This window comes from Kribbella qitaiheensis, assembly GCF_042657745.1.
GTDB lineage: Bacteria > Actinomycetota > Actinomycetes > Propionibacteriales > Kribbellaceae > Kribbella > Kribbella qitaiheensis.
Genome location: NZ_JBHSKE010000065.1, coordinates 43721 through 69418, shown reverse-complemented (window position 1 = coordinate 69418; position 25698 = coordinate 43721). Strand labels below are relative to the sequence as shown.

Sequence of the window (25698 nt, the reverse complement as noted above, 5' to 3'; positions counted from 1 at the left end):
GCCCCGTGCTCGTCATTGACGGAAGACCTGGAACTCGTACAGCGAGTACCCATACGACGTCGCCCGCCGCGTCCCGGTGATCCGCACGTACCGCGCCGTGGTGGCGGCGAACCGGGCCACGTCCTCCCCGCCGTCGCCGTTGCTAGTGGCAAACACCTGCTGCCAGTTCACGTTGTCCCGGGACACCTCGAGCCGGTACGCCGACCCGTAGGCCGCCTCCCACCGGAGCACCACCCGGCGGATCGTCTGCTCGGCGCCCAGGTCCACCTTCAGCCACTGCGGGTCGGACCACTTGCTCGCCCACCGCGTCCCCAGGTCTCCGTCGACGGCCTTCGCAGGCGGCGAGTTGAACAGCCCGGTCTCATAACTGGAAGCGGTCGCGGTCTTGCCCACGGCCTGGTTGCCGACGTCATCACCGCGGCGCGCCGGGAACTCGACCACCTGTTGGTAGGTCGGCCGGTTGACCCACGTCATCCGGTCCTGGGTGATCCCGCCCATCGGCTGGTGCACGATCTGGTCCGCGCAGTACTGGTCTCCCGCAGTACAGTCCGCTGTCGCCGGGTACGTCGTGGCGGGCGGCACCTTGGTTGCCGCCAGCAAGGAGTCGGCGAGCACCGTGCGACAGGAGGTCAAGGAGCCACCACCGCAGTACGTCACCGGCTGCGGCGTCTGGACCGGGTCGCCGAGGACCTTGCGCAGATCGCGCTGGACGAATCCCCACCAGCCGTTCTGGAACGCCGAGCCTTGGGCACTCGGACGCTCGTCGATCTTCTGCGCGCTCACCAGAGCTCCGTAGAGGTCCGGGCCGAGCCCCTGGAACTGCGCGGGGACCAGCAGCGGCCACCAGGCGTCGAGGATCCGGATCGCCTCGGCGTGGTCGTAGGCCTTCGTCGCCTCGTTGGGCGTCTTCCGATGACTGCCGGCCGCCTGCCACGCCTGCAGCTTGGCGACAGCATCCGCGACAGCGGGATCGGTGACCGGCGCGCTCTTCAGTACCCGGAGCAGATACGGCAGCACCTGGTCCGCGCGGAGATCGACGGTCGCCGCATCCTCCATCGCCTCGACCAACTTGCCGCGGGTGAACTTCTGCCCGGACCCGATCACCGCCTTGATCCGGTCGTCCAGCGGCTGGCTGCGGTAGACCGAGTTGTAGCCGAAGTTCCCATCGGCAGCGGAGAACCCCGGCGCCTGCTTGTTGTTCCAGCTGGTCAGGTAATCCTGGTTGACCACCTGCGGATGCTGTGCCGGCGGCGTGTACGTCGCGCGGTTGGTGTCCGGGTTCCACCCCTGCCACTCATAGGTGCTCCAGGTCGGCAGGTTCGGGTCGGCCCCGGCCGCCCGGACCGGGTTGTCGCCGGAGTTGAAGTACGCGATGTCGGTCTTGTCCGTGTAGAACCAGTTGAACGTGTAGCCGATGTTCGTCGCCGCGTTCTGGAAGTCCTGCGCGGAGTGGATCGCGTCCGGGTCGTTGAACAGCATGAACCCGAGGGCCGAGCCGGCTTCGTTCCCGTACGTCGACCGGTTCTTGGTGAACAGCACGGGCTTCCCGCCGACGGTGCCCCGGTGCGTGACGATGCCGTACTTCGTGCGCTGGGCAACCAACGTGTAGGAGCCGGCTGGTTCCGAGGACCCGAGACTCGGGTACCACGCGTTGTGCCGCTCGAGCTTCTCGACCGGGACACACTCGTTCCGGAAGAGGTAGTGCGTCGAGTTCTTGGTGGGTGTCCCATCGCCCGGATCGCACAGCTCAACGGCGTACGTGTCGGTGATGTCCTGGCCGGCCGAGGTCGCGCTCCAGGAGTAGTCCGCGCCGCGGCCGATCAGGGTGTAGAAGTTCAGCCCCGCGAAGGCGACCCCGCGCGAGCTGACTCCCGGGCCCTGGAGTTCCTGGCGGAGCAGGAGTTGCGGAGCGAAGTACGAGGTCTGGGGTCCGTAGACGGCGACCGGGTTGCCGCTCTCGGTGTGCGCGCCGGAGACGAGCAGCGCGTTCGACATTCCCTTGGGTCCGAAGCCCTCCGGGAAAACGCCGCCGTCGAAGATTCCCTTCAGGGATTCCTTGCCCTGGGCCTTGTTCGGTGGCTTGATTCCCGTGCTGCTCTTGGGTTTCAGCGTCTTGGCGATGCCGGCCGAACCGGTCTGGTCGACGACCTCGGGCTCCGGAGTCACCGAGCCACGATCCGGCATCGCGCGACCGGCTGGGTCGGCCGGCGTCGTGCCGTACGGGAAGGTCGCGCCGTTGTGCACGGTGGTGCTGGCCTCCGGGTCGTTCTGCGAGCGGAACGACTCCCACACTTTGGTGCCCTGGGCAACGCCGTACTTCGCCTGCGCCTCGAGCAGCGCGAGCGCGGACTCCATCTCGCCGCCGCCACCGGTGCCGAAGATGCCGGCCACCACGGCCGCGGTGGCGACCACGTCGGTCACCTTCCACGGTTGCGGCGTCGGCAGGCCGAGCGCGACGTACTCGCCGGGGTAGGCGATCCCGACGGTGTCGATGTAGTGGTTGACCCCGTCCACCCAGGCCTGGATGTCCTTCTGCATCTTGACCCCGTTGGCGCCATAGCGCTCGTCGGCGTCGTCGAACTGCTTCTGCAGATCCGCCTCGGTGTACGGCGCTGTCCGCCAGAACTCCTGCTCGAACGCGCGGTTCCCGGCCGCGCCACCCGCGAACGGGGTCAGCTGGCCGCGACCGAGATGCCGGAATACGTCCATCACGAACAACCTGTCCTGCGCCCCGGCGTACCCGGCGCCGAACATGGTCCCCTCGCGAGTGGTGCCGGTGATGTGCGGGATGCCGCGGGACTTGTCGCGCACGATCGTCACGTCCGCGCGAGGATGGATCGTGCTCGCCGCGTCACCCGGTTTCACCCCGAACGACGCGTCGTCGAAGTACGGGTCGAGGCCGTCGTCGGTGATGCCCTGGGAGTTCCAGACCAGCCGTTCGTACGGTTTGACGATGTCGCTGAAGTGCGGCGGACGAGTGCCGAACCCCTTGAAAAGAAGGAGATCCGTGAAGGTCGCATTGCCGTTCTGTCCGGGTGGCACGATGTCCGCGCACTGCCCGACGCAGTAGTCGACCGGTACCGTGGCCGCGGCCGGTCCGGCCTGACTGGTGGTGGACAGCCCTGCGGCCAGTACTGCGCTGACGGCGAGGGCGGCGGTCGTCGTGTAGACGGCGCGAGTGAGCTGAGCGGGGCGGCGGCGCGTCACGGGTCCTCCCTAGAAGCATCTTCTGAGTGATGACGGCAGGGGATCGTCAAAAACTGACGATGACTCACCAGTAGGTTCAGGTCAAGAGTCTTGGACGCTTGACCTGGAGGCCGTACTGTGAGACCGGTCGAGAGGAGTCCGATGCCCCGGGTACCCGCGAATGAGCGGCGCGCCGAGCTCGTCCAGGCGGCGATCCAGGTGGCGACCCGCGAAGGGCTCGCCGCGACCACCACCCGGCGAATCGCGCAGGAGCTGGGGATCTCGGTCGGGATCGTGCACTACTGCTTCCGGTCCAAGGAGGAACTGCTGCACGAAGTGATCCGGGTGATCGCCGAGGCGCAGGTGGTCGCCGCCCGCTCCGCGATCACGCCCGGCGGTGACGTCGCGGAGAGCGTGCGGAACGCGTTTCTCGGCTTCTGGCAACTCGTCGAGGCCACCCCGGACGCGCAGTTGCTGACGTACGAGCTGACCAGCTGGGCGTTGCGTAACGCCGAGACCGAGCCACTCGCGCGGGAGCAGAGGGCCAGTCAGCTCGCGGGCATCGAGGAGATCCTGCAGGAGATCTCCGCTGCGACTGGGGTTGAGTGGAAGCTTCCGGCTGACCAGCTGGCGCGGATGACGCTCGCCATCACCGACGGAGTCACGCTCGGCTGGCTGGTCGACCGCGACACGGCGTCCGCAGTACAGGCTTTGGAGACCTTCGCGGATCAGCTGCTGTCGCTGGGGGTCTAGTCAGCGCCTGGTTGGTCAGGAAACGGTCGCGGGCTTGGCCGTGAAGGTGTTGCAGGCGGACGGATTGGCGGCTTCGAAGCCGCGCAGCGACCAGCGGCCGTGGTTGGTCTTGTTGCCGTGGGTGCGCGTGGGGTTCCACTGGTCGCCGCGGTTGCGGACCGTCCACTTCCACCTGTCCAGGAACGACCCGCGGCCCGGGAAGAACTGCTTGTCGGCGCCCAGGTAGACGCCACTCAGGCAGGAGGCCTGCAGCTCGCGCCGCCTGCTCTCGGTCAGCTGGGCCGCGGAGCCGTTCATGTAGCCCTCGCGGGCGTCGGACGCGACGAGGATCCCGGCCATCGCCTGCACGTGATGCCCGTACTCGTGGGCGATCAGGAAGGCCATCGTGGCGCGAGCCCACATCGGGTCGGAGTCCCTGTAGTTCTTGATGTCGTAGTTGCCGTCCATGTAGATCACGCCGTTGCAGTACACCGCGGTACTGATCAGCGCGCAGGGCGAGGTCGACGACTTACCGCTGTACACCTGCAGCTGGGGAGCCCAGAACTGGTACCCCGCTTTGCGGATCGCGGGCGCCCAGGCCTTGTTCAGGCAACCGAGGGCCTGGGTGTAGTAGGCACGGACCTTGGCGAGCGAGGTCGGCCGGATGGTCGGCTCCTTGCAGCGTGAGGCCGGCAGCCGGCCGACCTTGTAGAGCCGGTTCTGGACGACCAGCCGGTTCTCCTCAGCCATCGGCGCTACCGTCGCGGTCGGACGGGAAGGACTCGGCGTCGGCTTGGGCGACGCGGTGGGCGTCGCGGTCGGCGATTTGGTCGGGGCAGGCACTCGCACCGCCACCAGACCCGGCCGGCCTTCGTCGGCACGGCGTACCGCCACCGCACCCGACGCCCCGACGATCACGAGGGCCGCGCAGACCACCGTTATGCTCAACCGCCTGCTACTCGCCACCGGCTGACCTTAACCGCATGCGCGGGGCTTCGCGCGCCGACCGAGGTCACCGAGATTTTCGAGGGTCCGGCCGCAACTTTGCGTGACGGAACCATGGCAGACAGGTGCCACCAGCCACTATGGTGAGCCGCATCATGGGCACACATGAGCGGCATCGGTTGACCGAGGTCATCAACGCCAAAGGGACCTTCACGCCCCTGGGCGTCTCGCGCAGCTCAGCGAAGGTGACCGAGGCGGTCGCGGAGGCCCTGCCCGAGTTCTTCGTGATGGAGGAGTTGGGCGACCGGGTCAGCGAGGCGATCGCGCACGCGACCGGCGCCCAGGCCGGTGCCGTCACCCACTGCACGTCGGCGGCGATCACCGTCACGATCGCGGCGGCGATGGCCGGTACCGACCCCGAGCGGATCGCGGCCCTGCCCGACACCAGGGACATGCACAACAGGGTCGTACTGCCGGCCGGCCACGCCGTTGCCTACGGCCAGTCGATCCTGCAGGCCGTCCGTCTGGCCGGGGCGAGCGTGGTGCTCGCAGGGTCCGAAAACCTTTGCAGCACAGACGATCTGGACGAGGCGCTGTCCGGTTCCGACATCACCTGCCTGCTGCTGGTGTCGTCCCGGCTGACCCACGGTGAACCCGTCGACCTGACCGCCGCGGTCCGCGCGGCACACCGCCGAGGAGTCCCCGCGATCATCGACGGCGCCGCCCAGTTCCCCCGTACCGCGGACCTGCTGGCCACCGGCGCGGACGCGGTACTGATCAGCGGGCAGAAATACCTGGCCTCGCCGACGGCCGGTCTGGTGATCGGCACGCAGCGGCTGGTCCGGGCGGTTCGCGCGCAGGAGAACGGCATCGGGCGCGGGATGAAACCGACGAAGGAGTCCACCGTCGGCGTGCTCGCGGCACTCGAGGAGTGGCAGGCGATGGACCGGGCCAAGTGGGAGGCGGACCAGGCCGCCAAGGTCGCCGCGTTCGTCCGCGCCGCCGACGAGTTCCCCGGGATCTCGGCCTCGGAGCTCCCAGACCCGACGGGGCTGCCGCTGTCCCGGGTCCTCCTCACGGTGGATCCCGCAATCGATGCCGCAGCCCTCGCCGCCAAGCTCCAGAACGGCCACCCACCCATCTACGTGATCGCCGACGATGCTTCCGCCGGTCACCTCGTTCTCGAGCTAGTCCCCCTCAACCTCGACGAGCTCGAAGTACTGCTGACCCGTCTCGGACTGGAGCTCAGGGCAACAGAAAAGCCCCCGGTGTGAACCGGAGGCTTCTCTGAAGTGCCAGGGCTGGAACGTCAGAGCTGGTAGGACTTGTTGTTGCCCTCGTAGCGGTTGGACTCGGGGCGACGCGGGCCGTTGCCCGAGCGCTCCGGGCGACGGCTACCGCCGCTGCCACCGCGGCCTTCGTAGCCACCGCGACCCTCGTAGCCACGGCTCGAGCGGCCGCCGCCGAAGCGCTTGCCACCCTTGTTGAAGCCACCGCCACCACGCGTCGGCTTCGGGGCCGGCAGCTTGACCGGGTAGCCGGACGGCTTGGTGCCACCGGTCAGCTCGGTCACGACGCCGTCACCCGGACGGGCGCGGACCGGCTCGGTGTTGACACCGGCCGACTCGGCCAGCCGAATCATGCCGCGCCGCTGGTGCGGGAGCACGAGCGTGACGACGGCACCCTTGCCACCGGCGCGCGCAGTACGGCCGGCGCGGTGCAGGTAGTCCTTGTGCTCGGCCGGCGGGTCAGCCTGGACGACCAGGCCGACGTCGTCGACGTGGATTCCGCGAGCCGCGACATCCGTTGCCACCAGCACCGGTACCGAACCGTCCTTGAACTGGTCCAGCGTCCGGTTCCGGGCGCCCTGGGTCAGGCCGCCGTGCAGCGCCGCGGCCATCACGCCACGGTCGCGCAACTGGGTGGCGACGCGGTCGGCGCCCAGCTTGGTGCGGACGAACACGATGGTCCGGCCGTCGCGGCTGGCCAGCTCGGCCGTCAGCGACTGCTTGTGCGCCGGCTCGATCACGAGCAGGTGGTGCTCCATCGTGGTGACGGAGGCCTGGCCGGACTCGGTCGAGTGCGTGACCGGGTCCTTCAGGTAGGTCTTCACGATGGTGTCGACGTCGTTGTCCAGCGTCGCCGAGAACAGCAGCCGCTGGCCCTCCGGCGGCGTCATGTCCAGCAGCGTGGTGACAGCCGGCATGAAGCCCATGTCGCACATGTGGTCGGCCTCGTCGAGCACGGCCACCTCGATCGCGCCCAGGTCGGCAGCGCCCTGCTCACACAGGTCGATCAGCCGGCCGGGGGTGGCGATCAGCAGGTCGACGCCACGACGCAGCGCGTCGATCTGCTTCGGGTAGGGCAGACCGCCCGCGATCAGCTTGATCGAGACGCCCATCACGTGGGCGAGCGGCTCGAGCGCGTCGTGCACCTGCATGGCAAGCTCACGGGTCGGCACGAGCACGAGGCCACGCGGTCGGCGCGACTCAGTGTGGCCACCGGCCAGCCGCATCAGCGTCGGCAGGCCGAACCCGAGGGTCTTGCCGGAACCGGTCTGACCACGGCCGAGCACGTCCTTGCCGGCCAGCGCGTCCGGAATGGTGGCTTCCTGGATCGGGAACGGCGCGGTGATGCCGTCCTTCGCCATCCGCTGCACCAGTCGCGGCGCCAGTCCGAGGGCGGCGAATCCATTGCCCTCGGCAACCTCGCCGAGGTCGACAGGAGCCTCGACCCGGGCCGGGCGCTCCCGCTGCTCGAACTTGCGGTCGCCCCGGTCGCTCCGGTCGAACGAGCGGTTGTCGTTGCGGTCGAAGGTGCGGTTGGTACCACGCTCGGCGCGGGGGTCGCGGTCGAAGCCGCGCTCGTCGCGATCCTTGCGGAAAGCAGGCTTGTCGGAAGGGCTCCGGTCGTACGAGCTCTTCGGGTACGACGGGCTGTCGGTGCGGGTGCTCTTCGGGTACGACGAGGTGCCGGTGCTCGCCGGACGACGCTCGGAGTACGCCGGGCGCTCCGTACGGGAGTCGTTCGCACGCTCGGCGCGGTAGCCGCGGACCGGGCGGTCGTTGCCCCGGGCGGTGTTGTCACGCGGGGCGTCGCGGCGCTCGCCACGGCTGCCACGGTCGGAGTATTGCGAGGGGCCGCCGCGGCGCTCGGTCACGACAGGCTTCTCCACCCGGGCCGAACTACGGTCGGTGCCCGGGGTGCTCGGTGCGTCCAGCTCGGCGGCCATCCGCTCGCCGTACGACTGGTTCTGGAACTTCTTGTGCCGCGGCTTCTTCGCCCGGTCGGCGGCGTCGTTGCCGTCGGCGGGAACATACTGGTCCTGGTGGTGCTGGGACACGCAATCTCTCTCTCAACGTCACGGACTGATGCCGGATCGGAGCCGCACGCAAGCGCCGGCCAGAAATCTGGCCGGACCGGACGTGCTGGGCAGGAGATAGGCATCGACCTGCGGGTGCTATCGCGTTGCACCCATGTCGCCGGGGATACATCAGCGGGATGCTGAAACCGACGGGTCGGAGCGCCTGGGAAATGCTCTGGTGACGCGACTCGCGCACCGACGCCGAAAAGTATACCCCGGCCAGCCCCGCCCCTTGACCACACCCAACAACAGGCGTAGGGGCTCCAACCGCTCCACCATCTACAACCACGTGACCACGGCCACAATTCCCACCACCCACGCGAGGTCGTCGCACCCCCCCACCACAACCGGCGACGAGTGGCTTTGTCCGGCAAAAACAACGGCCAGAACCGTGCGGCGGGCAACGGCCGGACAAAAGGCACTCTCGTCGTGTTCCCAGCCAGCCCCCGGTCCCGGTCGCGGCACCCACCCCCAAGACCGCCGACGGCGCGCACCCACGCAGTACCACCAACAACTAAAGTCCCCTTCAGCTCTTGTCCCGGCGTCCTAGGGTGGCGGTATGGCGGAGGAAACCATTCCCAGCAAGGACCACTGGTTGTCGATCGGCGAGATCGCGAACCGTTCCGGCGTCGCCGCGTCGGCCTTGCGTTTCTACGAGGACCAGGGCCTGATCAACTCCCGGCGGACGGCCGGCAACCAGCGGCAGTACCAGCGCAGCACCCTGCGACGGATCGCCTTCGTCCAGGCCGCGCAACGCGTCGGACTGGCACTGGTCGAGATCAAGGCCGCGCTGGATTCGTTGCCTGACGACCGGACCCCGACCCGCGCCGACTGGAGCCGGTTGTCGAAGTCCTGGCGGAGCCGGCTGGACCAGCGGATCTCCGAGCTCGAACGGCTGCGCGACGACCTGGACGGCTGTATCGGCTGCGGCTGCCTCAGCCTGCAGCGCTGCAACCTCTACAACAAGGCGGACCGGCTGGCCGAACGTGGACCGGGTGCCCGCATTCTGAACGTCGGCATACCCGGCGAGTTATGAATGTCATAGAGCCGAACTCGGCGAACGAGGGTTAACCCCCGACTTCTTCGCGATCTGGTGTGGATTTCCTCAAGGCTTGGCAACATCCGGGATCGTAGCGATCAGTAACCCGCTGATCGCTTTCCGCCACAAATCACGGAGTGAGGCCCTCCCATGTCCCGTCGCCGGATACTGACTTCTCTCGCCGGGCTCGCCGCCGCAGCCCTGGCCGTCCCCGCCTTCGCCGCCGCCCCCACGGCGCAGGCCCCCAGTTCGTCCCCGACCACCGTCGCGGCGTACACCGGCTCCCCGCAGGACGAGGCCGCCACCAAGGCGTTCTACGACGCGGTGATGAAGTCCGCCCGGGCGAAGCAGGCCAAGGCCGTCAACAAGGCCGCCGCGGTCACCGTCACCTACGCGGTCGACGCGCCGAGCTTCCAGTCCGAGATCAACTCGAGCACCTCGATCTGGAACTCCTCGGTCAGCAACGTGACGCTCGTCGAGGGCAGCAACTACGACTTCTACTACACCGAGGGCAACGACCCGCGCGGCTCCTACGCGTCCACCGATGGGCACGGCAGCGGCTACATCTTCCTGGACTACGCCCAGGCCATCCAGTACGACCCGACCCGGATCACCGCCCACGAGACCGGTCACGTTCTCGGCCTGCCGGACCACTACAGCGGCCCCTGCAGTGAACTGATGTCCGGTGGCGGCCCCGGCCCGTCCTGCACCAACCCCTACCCGGACTCCGCCGAGCGCTCCCGCGTCAACCAGCTGTGGGCCAACGGCTTCAGCAGCCTCGGCGCCGCAGCCGCCTTCCACACCTCCAAGTAGCCCCCCGACCTTCGGCTCGGAACCGCCCGGCAGGGGACGGTTCCGAGCCGAAGTACTGCCACGGCCCAAACGGAAGTTCGTTCGCCTGGCGGCGTACCGAAGGACAGGAAAGTTGTCCGAGTGCGCGCGGGTGGTTGCGCTTGCCGGCCTGACGGTCAGGGCGGACTGACGGACTACTTCCTGTCCTTCGGTACGCCGCTCGCCCGGCCGGCCGCTCCCCGAGAGGCAACCGATCGGCCGTTACCCAATAGGTCAGAAGGCTTGTTCTCGGCTCTTCCAGCCGTGGGCTACAGCTCGCGGTGGGGGCCGGTGGTGTTGCGGACTACCAATTCTGGGCGGAAGAGGAACTCGGTGTGGGGGGTGGTGTGGCCGCGGACTTCTTCCAGGAGGGACTGGACTGCGGCGAGGGCCATGGCGTTGACGGGCTGGCGGACTGTCGTCATGGGCGGGTCGGTGAACTCCATCATCGGGGCGTCGTCGTAGCCGACGACCGAGATGTTGTCGGGGACCGCGAGGCCTCGTTGGCGGGCGGCTCGGATGACGCCGAGCGCCATCATGTCGGAGCCGCAGACGACTGCGCTGACGCCGACGTCGAGGAGGCGCTGGGCCGCGGCGGCTCCGCCTTCGACGCCGAACATGCTGAGTTCGACCATCGAGTCGACCTCGGCGTCGTTCAGGCCGAGCTGGGCCTTCATCGCGGTGCGGTAGCCGGCCAGTTTGCGCTGTACGACGATGAACCGCTCCGGCCCCGAGGCGAACCCGATCCGGCGGTGGCCGAGGGCAACCAGGTGGGAGACGGCGAGCTCCATCGCGGCCGCCTCGTCGGAGGAGACGAAGGGCGCCTCGACGCCCGGCAGCCAGCCGTTCACGAACACCACGGGCAGCTTGCGATCCACCAGGGACTGGTACCGCGCGTGGTCCGCGCCCGTGTCGGCGTGCAGCCCCGAGACGAAGATGATGCCGGACACCCCGCGCTCGAGGAGCATCTCGACGTACTCGTCCTCGGTGGCGCCGGACGGCGACTGCGTGCACAGCACCGGGGTGAAGCCGCGCTGCGACAGGGCGGACTCGATCACCTGGGCGAAGGCCGGGAAGATCGGGTTGATCAGCTCGGGCATCACCAGCCCGATCAGGCCGGCCGAGCGGCGCCGTAACCGGGTCGGCCGCTCGAAGCCGAGCACGTCCAGGGCGGTCAGCACCGCCTGTTTGGTGTCCTCCGCGACACCTGGTTTACCGTTCAGCACCCGGGACACGGTCGCCTCGCTGACCCCCGCCTTGACCGCGATGTCGGCCAGCCTCGCTCTACTGCTCACGGCGGCACCCTACCCACCGATCGTTGTTCTTGCAGCAAGAGTCTGCAAGATCTTGCAGACTCCCGCCGCGCCCAGCCTGCGCGGAAGTGTCCACCAGGTGAACAGTACGGACACCTCACACGCCGTACACCTTGTCAGGAGCAGCCACTCAGGTCAGGATGAACGCACCCCCGACCGGGGGCCTTTACTCGGATCGTCCGGCACGTTCCTGCCGGTGAAGGAAGGAATCGTCATGGCTACTGTCTCGTTCAAGGCGGCTACCCGGGTCTACCCGGGTTCTGAGACGCCCGCCGTCGACAAGCTCAACCTCGAGATCGAGGACGGCGAGTTCATGGTGCTCGTCGGCCCGTCGGGTTGCGGCAAGTCCACCTCGCTCCGGATGCTCGCCGGCCTCGAAGAGGTCAACGAGGGTTCGATCTACATCGGCGACCGCGATGTCACCCACCGCCCGCCGAAAGAGCGGGACATCGCGATGGTGTTCCAGAACTACGCTCTTTACCCGCACATGTCCGTCGCGGACAACATGGGCTTCGCGCTGAAGATGCAGGGTGTCTCCAAGGATGACCGCGCCAAGCGCGTGATGGAGGCCGCCAAGCTGCTCGGCCTGGAGGAGTACCTCGACCGCAAGCCGAAGGCACTGTCCGGCGGTCAGCGCCAGCGCGTCGCGATGGGCCGCGCGATCGTGCGTAACCCGCAGGTCTTCCTGATGGACGAGCCGCTGTCGAACCTCGACGCCAAGCTGCGGGTCCAGACCCGTACGCAGATCGCCGAGCTGCAGCAGCGTCTCGGTGTCACCACCGTCTACGTCACCCACGACCAGGTCGAGGCGATGACGATGGGCGACCGGGTGGCCGTGCTGAAGGACGGTCTGCTCCAGCAGGTCGACACCCCGCTGAACCTGTACGACCACCCGAAGAACAAGTTCGTGGCCGGTTTCATCGGCTCGCCCGCGATGAACCTGCTCGACGCGGACCTGGTCGAGGGTGGCGCCAAGCTGGGTGACTACACCGTCCCGGTCGAGCGGTCGCTGCTCGCCAAGGCCGGCAACGACAAGACCCTGACCCTGGGCGTCCGGCCGGAGGCCTTCAAGGTCTCCGACCAGGGCCTGCCGGTCAAGGTCGCCGTGATCGAGGAGCTCGGCGCCGACGCGTTCCTCTACGGCACCGCCGAGCACAACAACGAGCACCAGCAGATCGTCGCCCGGATCGACGCCCGGATGAAGGTCGAGAAGGGTTCGACCATCCACCTGGCAGCGGAGCCGGACAAGCTGCACCTCTTCTCGGCCTCCACCGAGGAGCGCCTGACCGCCTGATCCCCAGCGGATCCGGTACTGCGTACGCCGGCCCCGGGTGGCTCGTCCACCCGGGGCCGGCGTTCGTCTTGTCCCCGGCTGTTCGTCGTGCCCGGTGAGAGCGCCACGCGGTACGGCGGAGCGGGCGGTTCGGAGTACGGTCAGTCGGTGCGGTCGAGGCGGTTCTCGTCGCGGCTCTGGAACTTGTAGGTCGAGGTGGCCGCGCCGCCGATCACCACCCCCGGCGGGGTCAGGTTGCTCTCCTTGATCAGGTAGTGCGGGCGCTGCTTGGTCTCGTAGTAGATCCGGCCGATGTACTCGCCGATCACGCCGAGCATCACCATCTGGATCCCGCCGAGGCCGACGATCGCGGCGATCAGGGTGACGTACCCCGGCATCTTCACGCCCTGGGTGGCCGCGACCACCACCACCCAGATCGCGTAGAGGACCGCGATCGCGGTGAGGCCCAGGCCGAAGTAGATCGCCACCCGCAGCGGCTTGTTGTTGAACGAGAGCAGCCCGTCCAGCCCGTACTCGAACAGCTTGCGGAAGGTCCACCGGCTCTTGCCGGTCTCGCGCTGCACGTTCTCGTACTCGAAGACGATCGACTCGAAGCCGATCCAGGCGAACAGGCCCTTCGAGAACCGGTTGTACTCCTCGAGCTCGAGCAACCCGTCGACCGCCCGGCGGGAGATCAGCCGGAAGTCGCCCACCCCGTCGACGAGTTCGACATCGGCCCAGCGGTTGATCAGCCAGTAGTACGTCCGGGCCGCGAGCCGCTGGCCGGCCGGCACACCGGCCCGGGTCCGCTTCGCCACCACCTGGTCGAAGCCGCGGGCGTGCAGTTCGAGCATCCGGCTGATCAGCTCGGGTGGGTGCTGCAGGTCGGCGTCCATCAGGATGACCGCGTCGCCGTCGGCATGGCGCAGGCCCGCGAGCATCGCCGATTCCTTGCCGAAGTTGCGGCTGAAGGACAGATAGCGCACGGTGTGGTCCGCGGCGGCGATGCCGAGGATCGCGTCGAGAGTGCCGTCGCGGCTGCCGTCGTCAACGTAGATGATCTCGTACGGCTCGGTGGTCGCCTTCAGTTCACGGCTGACCGCGTCGTGGAAGCGGGCGAGGACCTCGACCTCGTTGAAACACGGAACCACCAGCGTCAGCCGCATAGCACTCCTTGCTCGTCCTGTCCGGTTTCGACGCGTCCTGCAGGCTACTAGCCGGGGGCTGAGGCGATGGGCGGAGGGGAGATCTCTTACCCGGCCAGGAGTGTAGCCTGGCGCGGACCACACAACGACCGGTCTCGGCACGACGCTTCGGGCAAACGGGGGGCGCCTGCTCGAGTCGACTCGGGGGGCGATCCTTGCACTCGGACGACGGCGATGTCCAGCCGCCTGCACCACCCAGCACCACGGCCGCGACCACCGCCACGCCGACCCGCGCTGCCACCCCCACCGCAGTCTCCAGCACCTCCCCAGCAGAACCGGAATCCGAGGCTGACTCCACCGAATCTCCGCCCAAGCCGGACTCCAACGCGGACGCCTCCACGTCCCGCGTCCGGAGTACCGGGGCCGCGGCATTGCTGGCTGCTCTGCTGACAGCGGCCGGGTTCTGCGTGGCGGGCATCATCCGTGGCACCTACCCGTTCGGCTCGGTCTCGCGCAGCACTAACGACCTCGGCGCGCAGTACATTCCCTTCTACGCGCACCTCTGGGACATCCTTCACGGCCAGGCGCAAGGCGACCTGTTCTTCAACTGGCAGAGCGGATTCGGCGTCGGCTTCTGGGGTGACGTCGGCGTCGTCCTGGGCAGTCCGCTCTCGCTGCTGGTGGCGCTGTTCCCGCGGGACCAGATCGACCTCGCCGTCTTCGTGCTCACCACGCTGAAACTGGCGCTGGCGGCGGCCGCGATGGTGGTCCTGCTGCGCAAGATGCGCCCGGGTCCGGCCTGGCTGGCCGCGGCGCTCGGCGCGTCGTACGGGATGTGCGGGTGGGCGATCGACGACGCCGCCTACGTGCCGATGTGGCTCGACGGGCTGATCGCGCTGCCGATGTTCTGCCTGGTCGGCGAATGGTCCCTGCAAGCGCTGACGCCCGGTGGGGCACGACGCACGAACCGTCTGCTGAGCGTGCTCGTGATCGGCCTGTTCTGGTTCTCCAACTTCTACACCGCCTACATGGCAACGATCGCGGGCGGCCTCGTACTGCTCGCGCGGGTGCTCACCAGCGACCTGAGTTGGTTCAGGCGGCTGCGAGTGCTTCTCCGGCACGCGGTGTCCGTGCTCCTCGGTATGGCCCTCGCCGCGCCGCTCCTGATCCCGGTCTTCACAGCGAACAGCGAAGCGACTACGTCCCCCTCGGGCTTCTTCACGCCCCTTCCGGTCGACAAGTTCCTGTCCCGGCTGATGCCGTTGTCGGAAGGTGTGGGCGCCAGCGCCAGCCTGTACGTCGGAACCGCGGCGCTGCTGCTGGCCCTGACACTGCCGTTCAACGGATCCCTCAAGGTGATCACCCGGGTGGTCTGGACCGCGACGGTCGTGCTCCTCGCGGCGTCGTTCCTCTGGTCGCCGACGCAGAAGTTCTGGCACGGCTTCGACACCCCGAACGGCAGCCAGTACCGCGAGGCGTTCGTGCTCTGCGGCGTACTGGTGATCGTGGCCTGGCTGTCGTCCGCGGATCGCGCGCCGAGCCCGATCGCACTGGGCGGCGCCGCGGCCTTGCTCGTAACGCTCGCCCTGATCAGCCAGGACAGTCCGTTCCTGACCTCGGGCAGTGTCGGCATGCTCGCCGCCGCGGGCGGCCTCACCATCGCGGTGATGCTGACTTTGTGGCTGATCAGGCGGCTGGGCAATCGTGGCTGGTCGGGAATCCCCGTCGTCGCGGCGGTCGTGCTGGTCATCGTGGTCGGCGTGGAGACCACGCTGAGCGCAGTGGTGATGGATGAGCAGCGAGCCAAGTTCCTGTCGGCATCGGCGCCCGCTTGGGGACCACAGCAGACCGAACAACGCGACAAGATCGCCGCCGCGTCCGACTGGCCGGAGTACCGGACCGACCCGGGCACGAGGACCACCCCGAACGATCCGATGCTGCTGGGCGGGCAGGGAGCCGGCCTCTACAGCAGCCTGCTGCCGGCGAGTCTCAACGAGACGCTGAGCGGCCTCGGTTTCGGCTGGGCGGGCTTCGGCCGCGCGTCCTACGCCCTCGACAACCCGGTCACCGACGCCATCTTCTCCATCGGCGCGGCGATGCATCGCGACGACAACCTCACCCGCGCCGACGCCCCACCACTGGTGACGGTCCGCCCCGGCCCGGCCCCCGACGTACCGTTCACCAGCGCGTACGGCCTGCAGGAACGACTTCTCGGCGCCCAGGTGTACGACGTCCCGGCGTACCGCGGCAGCGTGGTGGCTCCCGGGCTGCTGACGCTGAAGGCGCGGTGTCCCGTGGGGTCTACCGTGTTCCTTCACTTCCCGCAGGTCGGCGGCCAGGCACGACTGGCGGGTGGCGAGTGGCAACCCCTGACGGCCTCGCGCCGACCGAGGACCACGACCAGCAGCAAGATGGTGGAACTCGGCAAGGTACCGGCCTCGGGAGAGGTCTTGATCGACCTGCAGGTCGTCGCCGCTGTCCGGGGGGCGATCACACCGCGGGGCGCGCTCGGCTGTCTCGATTCCACCAAGCTGGCAACCGCCGTCTCCGACCTCCGAGCCGCCGGCGCCACGCACGTAGAGACGGGCGGACGCTCGATCTCCGCGACCCTCAAGCCCGGCAGTACAGGTGTGGCGGTGATCGCCGCGCCCGCGCTGCCCGGCTGGCTGTGCGCCCGGGATGGCGGGAAGCCGGAGGAGCCGACGAGCTTCGGCGGTCTGCTCTCGGTGTCACTGCCCGGACCAACCGAGCGGGTGAGCTGCGAGTACCTGCCGCCAGGCCTGGGAATCGGCCTGGCAGCAGGTGGTGGCGCACTGCTGATCACGCTTGGTCTGGCGCTCGCAGCACGGACCCGCAAGCGCCAAAGAACATCCGACGCACTGCGCTAGCTGATGTCGCGGCGGGCGAAGACGAAGCCGCCGAGTGCGACCAGAACCACGGTGACGATGGCGAGGTACCAGGCGCCGTGCTCGAACGTCAGCGTCTTCGTGATCGTGCTGCAGCCGTAGCCGCCGTCACTAGTGGGCTGGCAGCTGTCGACGTAGTACGTCGCGTCGTGCTGGATCCAGGCGTCGAAGTTGAGTTTCACCAACCAGGGCTGAAGTTTGGTGAGGAAGCCGCCGAACACGCCTTCGACCAGGACGATGTACCCCATCGCCACCCCGATCGCGGCCGCGGTGTGCCGGAGCAGCAGACCCACCACTCCCCCGAGCGCGGCCCCGACGGCCGTGACCAGCACCCCTCGGCCCGCTTGCGCGGTGAGATCACCCCAGACCTTGCCCGTCGTACCGGCGGTGATGCCCAACTGGTCGATGATCAGGAACGTACCCACCAACAGGATCGCGTAGACCACCACTGCCACCGGAACCATTCCGATCGCGGCGGCCAGCAACTTGCTGCCGTACACCCGTATCCGGCGTGGTTCGAACGTCAGCCAGTTGCCGATCGAACCGGTGCTGAACTCGGCGCCGACGAAACTCGCGCCGATCAGGAAGGCGGCGAACATCAGCAGGTACGACGCTCCGAGCAACTGCTCCGGCATCACCTCGGAGAAGACGGACTTCGGCTTCAGGAACTGGTCGATGGACGGCCCGTTGGTCTGGCAGTACACCTCGACCGGGTCCTTCGGGTCGGGCAGCGTCGCGTAGTCCTCCAAGCACCGCTTCGTGTACTCCGCGCCGTGCAACTCCCAGTCCTCAGCAGCGATCTCGTACTGCGCTTGCGCCTGCCGCCGCTGCTCCTGCGACTCCGGCCGGGCGTTGTTCCAGGTCGCGACCAGCACGATCGCGGTGATCAGCAGGACCCCCGCGACGCCGATCAGGGTCAGCCGGCGGGCGACCAGCCGGCGCAGTTCGACCCCGCTGAGCCGGATCATCGGGAGCCCCCGAGGCCTTCGTCGGCAGTCAGTTCGAGGAAGACGGACTCCAGGTCGGCGCGGACCGGGATCAGCTCGGACACGTACAACTCCTGCTGGGCGAGGCGCCTGGTCACGTCGGCCGGATGCTCGGCGCCGTCCACGAACAAGTAGTTGCCCTCGGCCCGCACTGTCAGCCCGGCCGCGGTCAGGATCCGGGTCGCGGTCTCACGCTGCGCCGCCGGGTCGCCGATCGGGCTGTCGATGGCTACCTTCACCGTCGTCCTGCCGCTACCGCCGATCACCTCCGCAACGGTGCCGGAGGCAAGCAACCTGCCGTGGCCGATGATCGAGACGGTGTCCGCGACCTGCTCGACCTCCGCCAGGATGTGGCTGCTCACCAGGACCGTCCGACCTTGCTCGCCCAGGCCGCGCATGGTCTCGCGGATCTCCCGGATGCCGGCCGGATCGAGGCCGTTGGTGGGTTCGTCGAAGATCAGCAGATCTGGTTCCTTGAGCAGCGTTGCCGCGATCGCGAGTCGTTGTTTCATGCCGAGCGAGTAGGTCTTGAACTTGTCCTTGCCGCGCTCGCCCAGCGAGGTCTCCTCGAGCACCTCGCCGACCCTGCCACGCGGCGCGCCGATCGCGTCGGCCAGCAGTTCGAGGTTCTTCCGGCCACTGAAGGTGGGGAAGAACTTCGGCGACTCGACGATCGCGCCGACCCGTCCGACGACGTCGGGCAGATGGTCCGGGACGACCTGGTCGAACACGGTCATCGTGCCGGCGTCGGCGCGGGCCAGGCCGAGCAGCATCCGGATCGAGGTGGTCTTCCCGGAGCCGTTCGGTCCGAGGAAGCCGTGCACGCCGCCGACCGGAACCTCCAGGTCGAGGCCCTGGACCGCGACCACCCGCTTGCCACGACGGGTCCGGTAGGTCTTACGCAAGGCCTGTGTGCGGATCGCCAGGTCCGGCATGCCCACCCCTCTCGTCGCCTCCCCGGATCGGGGGATCGCTCATCCTTGCAGAGGCAGACGTCCATCCCGCCGGGTTTGTTGCTGGGCGCATGAGTTGATCGTTCAAGGGGTGAGTCGGGGGTCGCGGGCGATCGGGATCTGGTCCAAGATTCAATGGATACTGTTGACAACGTCCTGCGCCGGGCGCAGGACGCCCCCGACCGAGGAGATGTCGTGAACACTCGACCCCCGCTGCCGCCGTTCACCGAGGAGACAGCGATCCAGAAGGTCCGTGCGGCCGAGAACGCCTGGAACAAGCAGGATCCGGAGGCCGTGTCGCTCGCCTACACCCCGGACACCTACTGGCGGAACCGGGACACCTTCGTCACCGGTCGCGCCGAGGTGGTGGAGTTCCTGACCCAGAAGTGGGCCCGGGAGCTCGACTACCGCCTGATCAAGGAACTCTGGGCCTACACCGACAACCGGATCGCCGTCCGCTTCGTCTACGAGTCCCACGACACCACCGGCCAGTGGTACCGCTCCCACGGCAACGAGAACTGGGAATTCGACGAAAACGGCCTCATGAAGGTCCGCCGAGCCAGCATCAACGACCAACCAATCAACGACTCCGACCGCCTCTTCCACTGGCCCGCCCCCGGCCCCCGCCCCGACGACCACCCAGGCCTCACCGACCTCGGCCTCTAGCTCCGCCCCCAACCGCCGCAGCACCTAGCAGCGCTGGGACAACGGACGCGACATACGGACGGCGCGCGGACGTGCGAGGGCAGGGCCATGCGCGGGCAAGGCGAGGCGTGGGCAGGGCGTGGGCGGGTTGGGACGGTACGCGGATCTGGCGGCGAGGCCGGAGTTGGGTCGGGGTGGTGCTCCCGGGGTGGCGTGTACCGAGCGACAGGTAGAACCGGCGTGCTCGCGGAGATACCAGGCGTGGGCTGCCCGCCGGGGTGGTGGGTGCGGCGGCTACTTCCTGTCCGTCGGTACGCCTGCGCCTCCCGGAGGGCTTCGCTCCGTGGGCCTGGGCGGGTGGTGGTGCCGATTCGTGGCCAGCACTGGCGGGTTGTTCGCCCGCTGCCGGTTTGTTGGCCGGCTGACGGGTTTGGTCGGCGGCGTGTTGCTCGTTTCGGGGTCCACTGGCGTTCTGTTCGCTGACTGGCGGCTTGTGAGGCGCCAGCGGCCGAACAAGCCGTGATCGGGAGACCTGTCCGGACTGGGGCCGACGGGGCGCCACCCCGCACCGGCTGCACGCTCGTCATGTTCCCAGTCAGGCAGCACCGGTCCCGGTCGCGAGAAGGGCCGAGCCCCGCCGACCCGGCGTAACGCCGTACAGAAAATTACCCCCAAGGGGTATCCGCCAAGGACTTGCCAGGAGATACCCCGAGGGGGTAACTTCGAGCGTGTTGACATACCCCCAAGGGGTAGCTGCAGGAGAAAGAGGGACCGCCATGACCGCCGAAGAGCAGCAGACCGAGCCGGGTCACCAGCACGGGTACACCGCCGAGAAGTCCAGCCACCTGAAGCGGCTGCGCCGGATCGAGGGCCAGGTGCGCGGCCTGCAGCGGATGGTCGAGGAGGACAAGTACTGCATCGACATCCTCACCCAGGTGTCGGCCGCGACGAAGGCACTCCAGTCCTTCTCGCTGGAACTCCTGGACGAGCACCTGTCGCACTGCGTGGTCGAGGCCGCGCAGAAGGGCGGGGCGGAGGCCGAGGAGAAGGTCCGCGAGGCCTCCGACGCGATCGCCCGCCTGGTCCGCAGCTGACCCAGCCACACCAGTCGTTCCAGCCACGCACCAGACACCAACCACCCCGGCACAGAGTCACCCCGCCTCAGCGCCGGTGATCACAACAACACGAGCAAGGAGCACCGCTATGACCACCACGACCTACTCCGTCACCGGGATGACCTGCGGCCACTGCACCGCCGCTGTCACCGAGGAGATCAGCAAGCTGGTCGGCGTCCAGCAGGTCAGCATCGACCTCAACGCCGGTGGCACCTCCGCGGTGCACGTGACCAGCGAGTCCTCGCTCGACGAGTCGGCCGTCCGGGAGGCCGTCGACGAGGCGGGCTACGAGCTGGCCACCTCTTCGCCGGGCGTCACGGCATGACCGGGGCTGTCGCGCTCCGGCTCGGCGCGTTCGCCGGTGCGCTCGCGCTGGCCTTCGCCGGCGCCTTCGCCATCGGCTCCGCGGTCGACCCGATCGCGGCAGCCGACCCCGCCCCGCACGCCGACAACCCAGCCATGCCAGGGATGGACGAGTCGGGCGAGGCGCACGGCGGCGGGCACAGCGATCCCGCGGCGCAACCGCCCGGACTCGCGGTGTCCCAGACCGGATATACCCTCGTCCCGGCGACGACGTTCTTCCAGCCGGGCAAGCAACAGACGCTGAAGTTCACAATCCAGGGTCCGGACGGCAAGCCCGTCACGCAGTACACCAAGACCCACGAGAAGGACCTGCACCTGATCGTCGTACGGCGGGACCTGTCCGGGTTCCACCACGTGCACCCGACGCGGGACGCGAGTGGCGCCTGGACCATCCCGTTCACCTTCACCGCGGGTGGCACCTGGCGGATGTTCACCGACTTCCAGCCTGCCGGGCTCGACAAGACGCTGACGCTCGGCACCGACGTGAACGTGTCCGGGCTCTACATCCCGGTCCCGCTGAACGAGCCGGCCAGCGTCTACTCGATCGACGGGTACGACGTGACCCTGGCGGGCAAGCCTGTCGCCGGGAAGGAGTCCGAGCTGACCTTCATGATCAGCAAGGACGGGAAGCGTGTCACCGATCTCCAGCCTTACCTCGGGGCGTTCGGGCACCTGGTGTCCCTGCGCGGCGGCGATCTCGCCTACCTGCACACGCACCCGTCCGAGGAGGCGAAGGCCGGGATGAAGGGTGGTCCGCAGATCGAGTTCGGTACGACGTTCCCGACCGCCGGCACCTACAGCCTGTTCCTGGACTTCCAGCACGCGGGCAAGGTCCACACCGCCGAGTTCACCGTGGACGTCAGCACGACCGGTACCGCGATCGTCCCGCCGGCCTCGTTGCCGAGCCCGACCCCGAAGAAGACCACCCCGGGCCACGAGTCCACCCCGCACGGCCACTGAGAGGAGGCTTCACAATGACCACCCCAGCATCGGGCAACTCCGTCGAACTCATCATCGGTGGCATGACCTGTGCCTCCTGCGCCAACCGGGTCGAGAAGAAGCTGAACCGGATGGACGGCGTCACCGCCACCGTCAACTACGCCACCGAGAAGGCGAAGGTGACGTTCACCGAGGACGTCAGCACCGACGACCTGGTCGCCACCGTGGAGGCGACCGGCTACACCGTTTCGTTGCCGACTCCCCCTGTTGCCGACAGCCCCGAACCGCCGGACGAGCTCGAGCCGTTGCGCGAGCGCCTGATCACCAGCATCGTGCTCGCGGTTCCGGTGGTTGCCCTGGGCATGATTCCGGCACTGCAGTTCGACTACTGGCAGTGGGCCTCGCTGACGCTCGCGGCGCCCGTTGTCACCTGGGCGGCCTGGCCGTTCCACAAGGCTGCATGGGTGAACCTGCGCCACGGCGCCACCACCATGGACACTCTGGTCTCGCTCGGTGTCATCAGCGCCTTCCTCTGGTCGCTGTACGCGCTGTTCCTCGGCGAAGCGGGCCGGCCCGGGATGACGATGCCGTTCACCCTGATCCCGTCCCGCGGCAGCGGCGCCGAGGAGATCTACCTCGAGGTCGCGGCCGGCGTGACCACCTTCCTGCTGGCCGGCCGGTACTTCGAGGGCCGCGCCAAGCGCCGCTCCGGAGCAGCCCTGCAGGCGCTGCTGGAGCTCGGCGCCAAGGACGTCGCCGTACTCCGCGACGGTGCCGAGGTGCGGATTCCCGCGGACCAGCTTGCCGTGGGCAACGAGTTCGTCGTCCGGCCGGGCGAGAAGATCGCGACCGACGGCGTGATCGTCACCGGCAGCAGCGCGGTGGACGCGTCGATGCTGACCGGCGAATCCGTACCGGTCGAGGTGAGCGAGGGCGACGCCGTCGTCGGCGCCACCGTGAACGCGGGCGGGCGGCTCGTCGTCAGGGCCACCCGGGTCGGCGCCGACACCCAGTTGGCGCAGATGGCCCGGCTGGTGGAGGACGCCCAGAACGGCAAGGCCGCGGTCCAGCGGCTGGCCGACCGGATCTCCGGGGTGTTCGTGCCGATCGTGATCGTGCTGGCGTTCGGCACCCTCGCGTTCTGGCTCGGCAACGGATCTCCGACCGAGGTGGCGTTCACCGCGGCCGTGGCCGTGCTGATCATCGCCTGCCCCTGTGCCCTCGGCCTGGCCACCCCGACCGCGCTGATGGTCGGAACCGGCCGCGGCGCGCAACTGGGAATCCTGATCAAGGGCCCGGAGGTGCTGGAGTCCACCCGTCGCGTCGACACCGTCGTGCTCGACAAGACCGGCACGGTGACCACCGGCCGGATGGCTCTCGTCGACGTCCTGCTGGCCGACGGCGAGGATCGCGCCGAGGTGCTGCGGCTGGCCGGCGCTCTGGAACACTCCAGCGAGCACCCCATCGCCCAGGCGATCGCCCGCGGAGCCGGTGACGAGCTCGGCACGCTCCCCACGGCCGAGGACTTCGGCAACGTCGAGGGCCTCGGAGTACAAGGGATCGTCGACGGGCACGCAGTACTGGTCGGACGGACGCGGCTCCTCGAGGAGTGGAGCCAGCACCTGCCCGAGGCCCTGGCTCACGCCAAGGAACACGCAGAAGCAGAAGGCAGTACTGCGGTCGCGGTCGGGTGGGACGGCAAGGCCCGTGCAGTGCTGGTGGTCGCCGACACCGTCAAGCCCAGCTCGGCCGAGGCGATCCGCCAACTGAAGGCGCTCGGACTCCGGCCGGTCCTGCTCACTGGCGACAACGAAGCGGTGGCCCAGAAGGTCGCGGCCGAGGTGGGGATCGCCGAGGTCATCGCCGAGGTACTGCCGGCCGACAAGGTCGACGCGGTGAAGAAGTTGCAGGCCGAGGGCCGGGTGGTCGCGATGGTCGGCGACGGCGTGAACGACGCGGCCGCGCTGGCGCAGGCGGATCTCGGCCTCAGCATGGGGACCGGCACCGACGTGGCGATCGAGGCGAGCGACCTCACCCTGGTCCGCGGCGACCTGCGCTCGGCGGCGGACGCGATCCGGCTGTCGCGGCGTACCCTGCGGACGATCAAGGGCAACCTGTTCTGGGCGTTCGCGTACAACGTGGCGGGGTTGCCGCTGGCGGCCGCCGGGCTGCTGAACCCGATGCTCGCGGGCGCAGCGATGGCCTTCAGTTCAGTCTTCGTGGTGTCCAACAGCCTCCGCCTCCGCCGCTTCCAACCCCTCACCCGGCACACCCCGAGCACGGACGCCACGCACTGACGCACGCTCACCACTGACCCGCTCACCGCTGCCCACGCTCCTTGCGTCCGAAGAACTGCTGAGACGTCTCCGCGGTTCTTCGGACGCAAGGGCGTTCAGCGGAGCCAGGCGGTGGTGTCGGAGGGGAGACGGGTTTCGTCCAGGGGAGAACTGGTGAGCAGGATCTCTGTGTACTCCGGGAGGTCGATCGGGTCCGGGGTCAGGTTCACGATGCAGGTGAGCCCTTCCCGGGCGAACATCAGCACATCCGGCGCCGAGTCCAGCCAGGTGAGGGTGCCGTCGCCCAGGGATTCCCGGCGGATCTTCAGCCCGTCGCGATAGAGCGCGAGCATCGAGTTCTGGTCCGCCTGCTGCGACTCGACCGTGAGGTTCTTCCAGTCGGCGGGTTGGGGCAGCCACGGAGTACCGGAGCCGAAGCCGAACGGCGGCTCCTTGCCCGACCAGGGCAGCGGCACTCGGCAGCCATCACGGCCGCGGTCGGTACCACCGGAGCGCGCCCACAGCGGGTCCTGCAGCAACTCGTCCGGCAGATCCTCGACCTCGGGCAGGCCGAGCTCCTCCCCTTGGTAGACATAGAGCCCGCCAGGCAGGGCCATCGCGAGCAGGGCTGCCGCGCGAGCCCGGCGCTCGCCCAGCACGGGGTCCGTCTCCATCCCGTGCTTGCGATCCTGGTGTGAGAACGACGTGTCTGGACGTCCGTACTTCGTGACCGGCCGGGTGACGTCGTGGTTCGACAGCACCCAGGTGGGCGGTGCTCCGATCGGCACGTGCGTCGCCAGCGTCAGGTCGATCGACGCGCGCAACTCGTCCGCGTCCCACGGCCGGGACAGGAAGTCGAAGTTGAACGCCGTCTGCATCTCGTCCGGCCGCAGGTAGAGCGCGAACCGCTCCTGGTCCGGCATCCACATCTCACCGACCAGGAACCGGCCTTCGTAGGAGTCGGTGATCTGCCGCCAGCCGCGGTACACGTCGTGCACCTCGTCGTGGTCGGTGTACGACTCCTCCAGACTGTCCAGGTCCTTGAAGAGCACCGCGGCACTGTCGATCCGGATCCCGTCGACCCCGCGGTCGAGCCAGAACCTGAGGATGTTGTGGAACTCCTCGACTACCTCGGGATTGCGCCAGTTGAAGTCGGGCTGCTCGGGGGCGAACAGGTGCAGGTACCACTGGCCGTCGGGGACCTGGGTCCAGGCCGGGCCGTTGAAGATCGACTGCCAGTCGTTCGGCGGCAGTCCCCCTTCGCGGCCGTCGCTGAACAGGAACCGCTCCCGCTCCGGTGAGCCCGGCGCCGCTGCCAGGGCATGGACGAACCAGTCCTGCTGGTCCGACCCGTGGTTCGGCACGATGTCGATGATGGTGCGGATCCCCAGCGCGTGCGCCTCGTCGATGTAGGCCTCTGCCTCGGCGAGGGTGCCGAAGCTCGGCTCGATCGCCCGGTAGTCGGCCACGTCGTACCCGCCGTCGGCCATCGGGGACGGGTACCACGGGTTCAGCCAGATCGCGTCGATGCCCAGCTCGGACAGGTACGGCAGCTTCGCCCGCAGCCCCGCGAGATCACCGATCCCGTCACCGTTGCCGTCGGCAAAGCTGCGCAGGTACACCTGGTAGATCGCGGCTCCGCGCCACCACGTTTCCGACATTCGCTTCTCCTTTGGAGGGTTGGGGA

General features: G+C 68.5%; 19 protein-coding genes. 11 read left to right on the top strand and 8 right to left on the bottom strand.

Translation table 11 applies throughout. The features are described from left to right. Nucleotides 1-12 precede the first annotated feature (12 nt). Nucleotides 13-3207 (bottom strand): penicillin acylase family protein, encoded by a 3195-nt coding sequence (locus ACFPJ1_RS36955; RefSeq protein WP_380110960.1) that lies wholly within the window; start codon nt 3205-3207, stop codon nt 13-15. 141 nt (nt 3208-3348) lie between these two features. Between ACFPJ1_RS36955 and ACFPJ1_RS36950 the strand changes: the two genes are divergently transcribed. Then, complete coding sequence (locus ACFPJ1_RS36950) at nt 3349-3939, top strand: TetR/AcrR family transcriptional regulator (RefSeq protein ID WP_380110959.1); 591 nt, start codon at nt 3349-3351, stop codon at nt 3937-3939. A 15-nt stretch (nt 3940-3954) separates the two neighbouring features. On the opposite strand, the gene ACFPJ1_RS36945 is transcribed toward ACFPJ1_RS36950, so the two are convergent. Continuing rightward, complete coding sequence (locus tag ACFPJ1_RS36945; protein WP_380110958.1) at nt 3955-4884, bottom strand: neutral zinc metallopeptidase; 930 nt, start codon at nt 4882-4884, stop codon at nt 3955-3957. Between the two features lie 134 nt (nt 4885-5018). Here ACFPJ1_RS36945 and ACFPJ1_RS36940 point away from each other — a divergent pair, with 134 nt between their 5' ends. Then, nucleotides 5019-6137: an aminotransferase class V-fold PLP-dependent enzyme gene (locus ACFPJ1_RS36940; protein ID WP_380110957.1), complete on the top strand. Its 1119-nt coding sequence runs from the start codon at nt 5019-5021 to the stop codon at nt 6135-6137. Between the two features lie 35 nt (nt 6138-6172). Here ACFPJ1_RS36940 and ACFPJ1_RS36935 read toward each other — a convergent pair whose 3' ends face one another. Beyond that, entirely contained in the window at nt 6173-8206 is a 2034-nt protein-coding gene (locus ACFPJ1_RS36935) for a DEAD/DEAH box helicase (RefSeq protein ID WP_380110956.1), read from the bottom strand. A 580-nt stretch (nt 8207-8786) separates the two neighbouring features. On the opposite strand from ACFPJ1_RS36935, the gene soxR reads away from it, so the two are divergent. Then, nucleotides 8787-9263, top strand: coding sequence for a redox-sensitive transcriptional activator SoxR (gene soxR / locus ACFPJ1_RS36930; RefSeq protein ID WP_380110955.1), 477 nt, complete (start codon nt 8787-8789; stop codon nt 9261-9263). A gap of 153 nt (nt 9264-9416) precedes the next feature. Continuing rightward, nucleotides 9417-10079, top strand: coding sequence for a snapalysin (snpA, locus tag ACFPJ1_RS36925; protein ID WP_380110954.1), 663 nt, complete (start codon nt 9417-9419; stop codon nt 10077-10079). A 287-nt stretch (nt 10080-10366) separates the two neighbouring features. Here snpA and ACFPJ1_RS36920 read toward each other — a convergent pair whose 3' ends face one another. Further along, complete coding sequence (locus ACFPJ1_RS36920) at nt 10367-11392, bottom strand: LacI family DNA-binding transcriptional regulator (RefSeq protein ID WP_132189021.1); 1026 nt, start codon at nt 11390-11392, stop codon at nt 10367-10369. 232 nt (nt 11393-11624) lie between these two features. Between ACFPJ1_RS36920 and ACFPJ1_RS36915 the strand changes: the two genes are divergently transcribed. Continuing rightward, nucleotides 11625-12704, top strand: coding sequence for an ABC transporter ATP-binding protein (locus tag ACFPJ1_RS36915; protein WP_380110953.1), 1080 nt, complete (start codon nt 11625-11627; stop codon nt 12702-12704). Between the two features lie 140 nt (nt 12705-12844). Here the strand turns inward: ACFPJ1_RS36915 and ACFPJ1_RS36910 are convergent, their stop codons facing one another. Then, nucleotides 12845-13849, bottom strand: a complete 1005-nt coding sequence (locus ACFPJ1_RS36910) for a glycosyltransferase family 2 protein (RefSeq protein WP_380110952.1) — start codon at nt 13847-13849, stop codon at nt 12845-12847. 194 nt (nt 13850-14043) lie between these two features. Between ACFPJ1_RS36910 and ACFPJ1_RS36905 the strand changes: the two genes are divergently transcribed. After that, nucleotides 14044-16716: a YfhO family protein gene (locus ACFPJ1_RS36905; protein WP_380110951.1), complete on the top strand. Its 2673-nt coding sequence runs from the start codon at nt 14044-14046 to the stop codon at nt 16714-16716. Here the strand turns inward: ACFPJ1_RS36905 and ACFPJ1_RS36900 are convergent. Together ACFPJ1_RS36900 and ACFPJ1_RS36895 are read right to left on the bottom strand one after the other, a co-directional pair. After that, nucleotides 16713-17702 carry an ABC transporter permease subunit gene (locus ACFPJ1_RS36900; RefSeq protein WP_380110950.1) on the bottom strand — a complete coding sequence of 330 codons (990 nt, stop codon included), beginning with the start codon at nt 17700-17702 and terminating at the stop codon, nt 16713-16715. The two genes, ACFPJ1_RS36905 and ACFPJ1_RS36900, sit on opposite strands and share 4 nt — an antisense overlap. Continuing rightward, complete coding sequence (locus tag ACFPJ1_RS36895) at nt 17699-18655, bottom strand: ABC transporter ATP-binding protein (RefSeq protein ID WP_380110949.1); 957 nt, start codon at nt 18653-18655, stop codon at nt 17699-17701. The genes ACFPJ1_RS36900 and ACFPJ1_RS36895 overlap by 4 nt, the downstream gene beginning before the upstream one ends. Nucleotides 18656-18868: 213 nt before the next feature. Between ACFPJ1_RS36895 and ACFPJ1_RS36890 the strand changes: the two genes are divergently transcribed. The 5 genes from ACFPJ1_RS36890 to ACFPJ1_RS36870 all read left to right on the top strand — a co-directional run bounded on the left by ACFPJ1_RS36890 (nt 18869) and on the right by ACFPJ1_RS36870 (nt 24032). After that, a complete protein-coding gene (locus ACFPJ1_RS36890; RefSeq protein WP_380110948.1) occupies nt 18869-19339 on the top strand; it encodes a nuclear transport factor 2 family protein in 471 nt (156 codons plus the stop codon). Nucleotides 19340-20094: 755 nt separating this feature from the next. Continuing rightward, nucleotides 20095-20412 (top strand): metal-sensitive transcriptional regulator, encoded by a 318-nt coding sequence (locus ACFPJ1_RS36885; RefSeq protein ID WP_380110947.1) that lies wholly within the window; start codon nt 20095-20097, stop codon nt 20410-20412. Between the two features lie 109 nt (nt 20413-20521). After that, nucleotides 20522-20758: a heavy-metal-associated domain-containing protein gene (locus ACFPJ1_RS36880; protein ID WP_380110946.1), complete on the top strand. Its 237-nt coding sequence runs from the start codon at nt 20522-20524 to the stop codon at nt 20756-20758. Next, nucleotides 20755-21756, top strand: coding sequence for a hypothetical protein (locus tag ACFPJ1_RS36875; RefSeq protein WP_380110945.1), 1002 nt, complete (start codon nt 20755-20757; stop codon nt 21754-21756). The genes ACFPJ1_RS36880 and ACFPJ1_RS36875 overlap by 4 nt, the downstream gene beginning before the upstream one ends. Nucleotides 21757-21770: 14 nt before the next feature. Continuing rightward, nucleotides 21771-24032, top strand: a complete 2262-nt coding sequence (locus ACFPJ1_RS36870; RefSeq protein ID WP_380110944.1) for a heavy metal translocating P-type ATPase — start codon at nt 21771-21773, stop codon at nt 24030-24032. 95 nt (nt 24033-24127) lie between these two features. On the opposite strand, the gene ACFPJ1_RS36865 is transcribed toward ACFPJ1_RS36870, so the two are convergent. Next, nucleotides 24128-25672: a glycoside hydrolase family 13 protein gene (locus ACFPJ1_RS36865; RefSeq protein ID WP_380110943.1), complete on the bottom strand. Its 1545-nt coding sequence runs from the start codon at nt 25670-25672 to the stop codon at nt 24128-24130. Between the last annotated feature and the right edge of the window lie 26 nt (nt 25673-25698).

What these genes read in the sequence shown, in the direction of transcription:
- ACFPJ1_RS36870 (WP_380110944.1), top strand. Translation starts at nt 21,771, where the DNA reads ATGACCACCCCAGCATCGGGCAACTCCGTCGAACTCATCATCGGTGGC.
- ACFPJ1_RS36865 (WP_380110943.1), bottom strand. Translation starts at nt 25,672, where the DNA reads ATGTCGGAAACGTGGTGGCGCGGAGCCGCGATCTACCAGGTGTACCTG.
- ACFPJ1_RS36950 (WP_380110959.1), top strand. Translation starts at nt 3,349, where the DNA reads ATGCCCCGGGTACCCGCGAATGAGCGGCGCGCCGAGCTCGTCCAGGCG.
- ACFPJ1_RS36900 (WP_380110950.1), bottom strand. Translation starts at nt 17,702, where the DNA reads ATGATCCGGCTCAGCGGGGTCGAACTGCGCCGGCTGGTCGCCCGCCGG.
- ACFPJ1_RS36915 (WP_380110953.1), top strand. Translation starts at nt 11,625, where the DNA reads ATGGCTACTGTCTCGTTCAAGGCGGCTACCCGGGTCTACCCGGGTTCT.
- snpA (WP_380110954.1), top strand. Translation starts at nt 9,417, where the DNA reads ATGTCCCGTCGCCGGATACTGACTTCTCTCGCCGGGCTCGCCGCCGCA.
- ACFPJ1_RS36875 (WP_380110945.1), top strand. Translation starts at nt 20,755, where the DNA reads ATGACCGGGGCTGTCGCGCTCCGGCTCGGCGCGTTCGCCGGTGCGCTC.
- soxR (WP_380110955.1), top strand. Translation starts at nt 8,787, where the DNA reads ATGGCGGAGGAAACCATTCCCAGCAAGGACCACTGGTTGTCGATCGGC.
- ACFPJ1_RS36895 (WP_380110949.1), bottom strand. Translation starts at nt 18,655, where the DNA reads ATGCCGGACCTGGCGATCCGCACACAGGCCTTGCGTAAGACCTACCGG.
- ACFPJ1_RS36910 (WP_380110952.1), bottom strand. Translation starts at nt 13,849, where the DNA reads ATGCGGCTGACGCTGGTGGTTCCGTGTTTCAACGAGGTCGAGGTCCTC.
- ACFPJ1_RS36940 (WP_380110957.1), top strand. Translation starts at nt 5,019, where the DNA reads ATGGGCACACATGAGCGGCATCGGTTGACCGAGGTCATCAACGCCAAA.
- ACFPJ1_RS36880 (WP_380110946.1), top strand. Translation starts at nt 20,522, where the DNA reads ATGACCACCACGACCTACTCCGTCACCGGGATGACCTGCGGCCACTGC.
- ACFPJ1_RS36885 (WP_380110947.1), top strand. Translation starts at nt 20,095, where the DNA reads ATGACCGCCGAAGAGCAGCAGACCGAGCCGGGTCACCAGCACGGGTAC.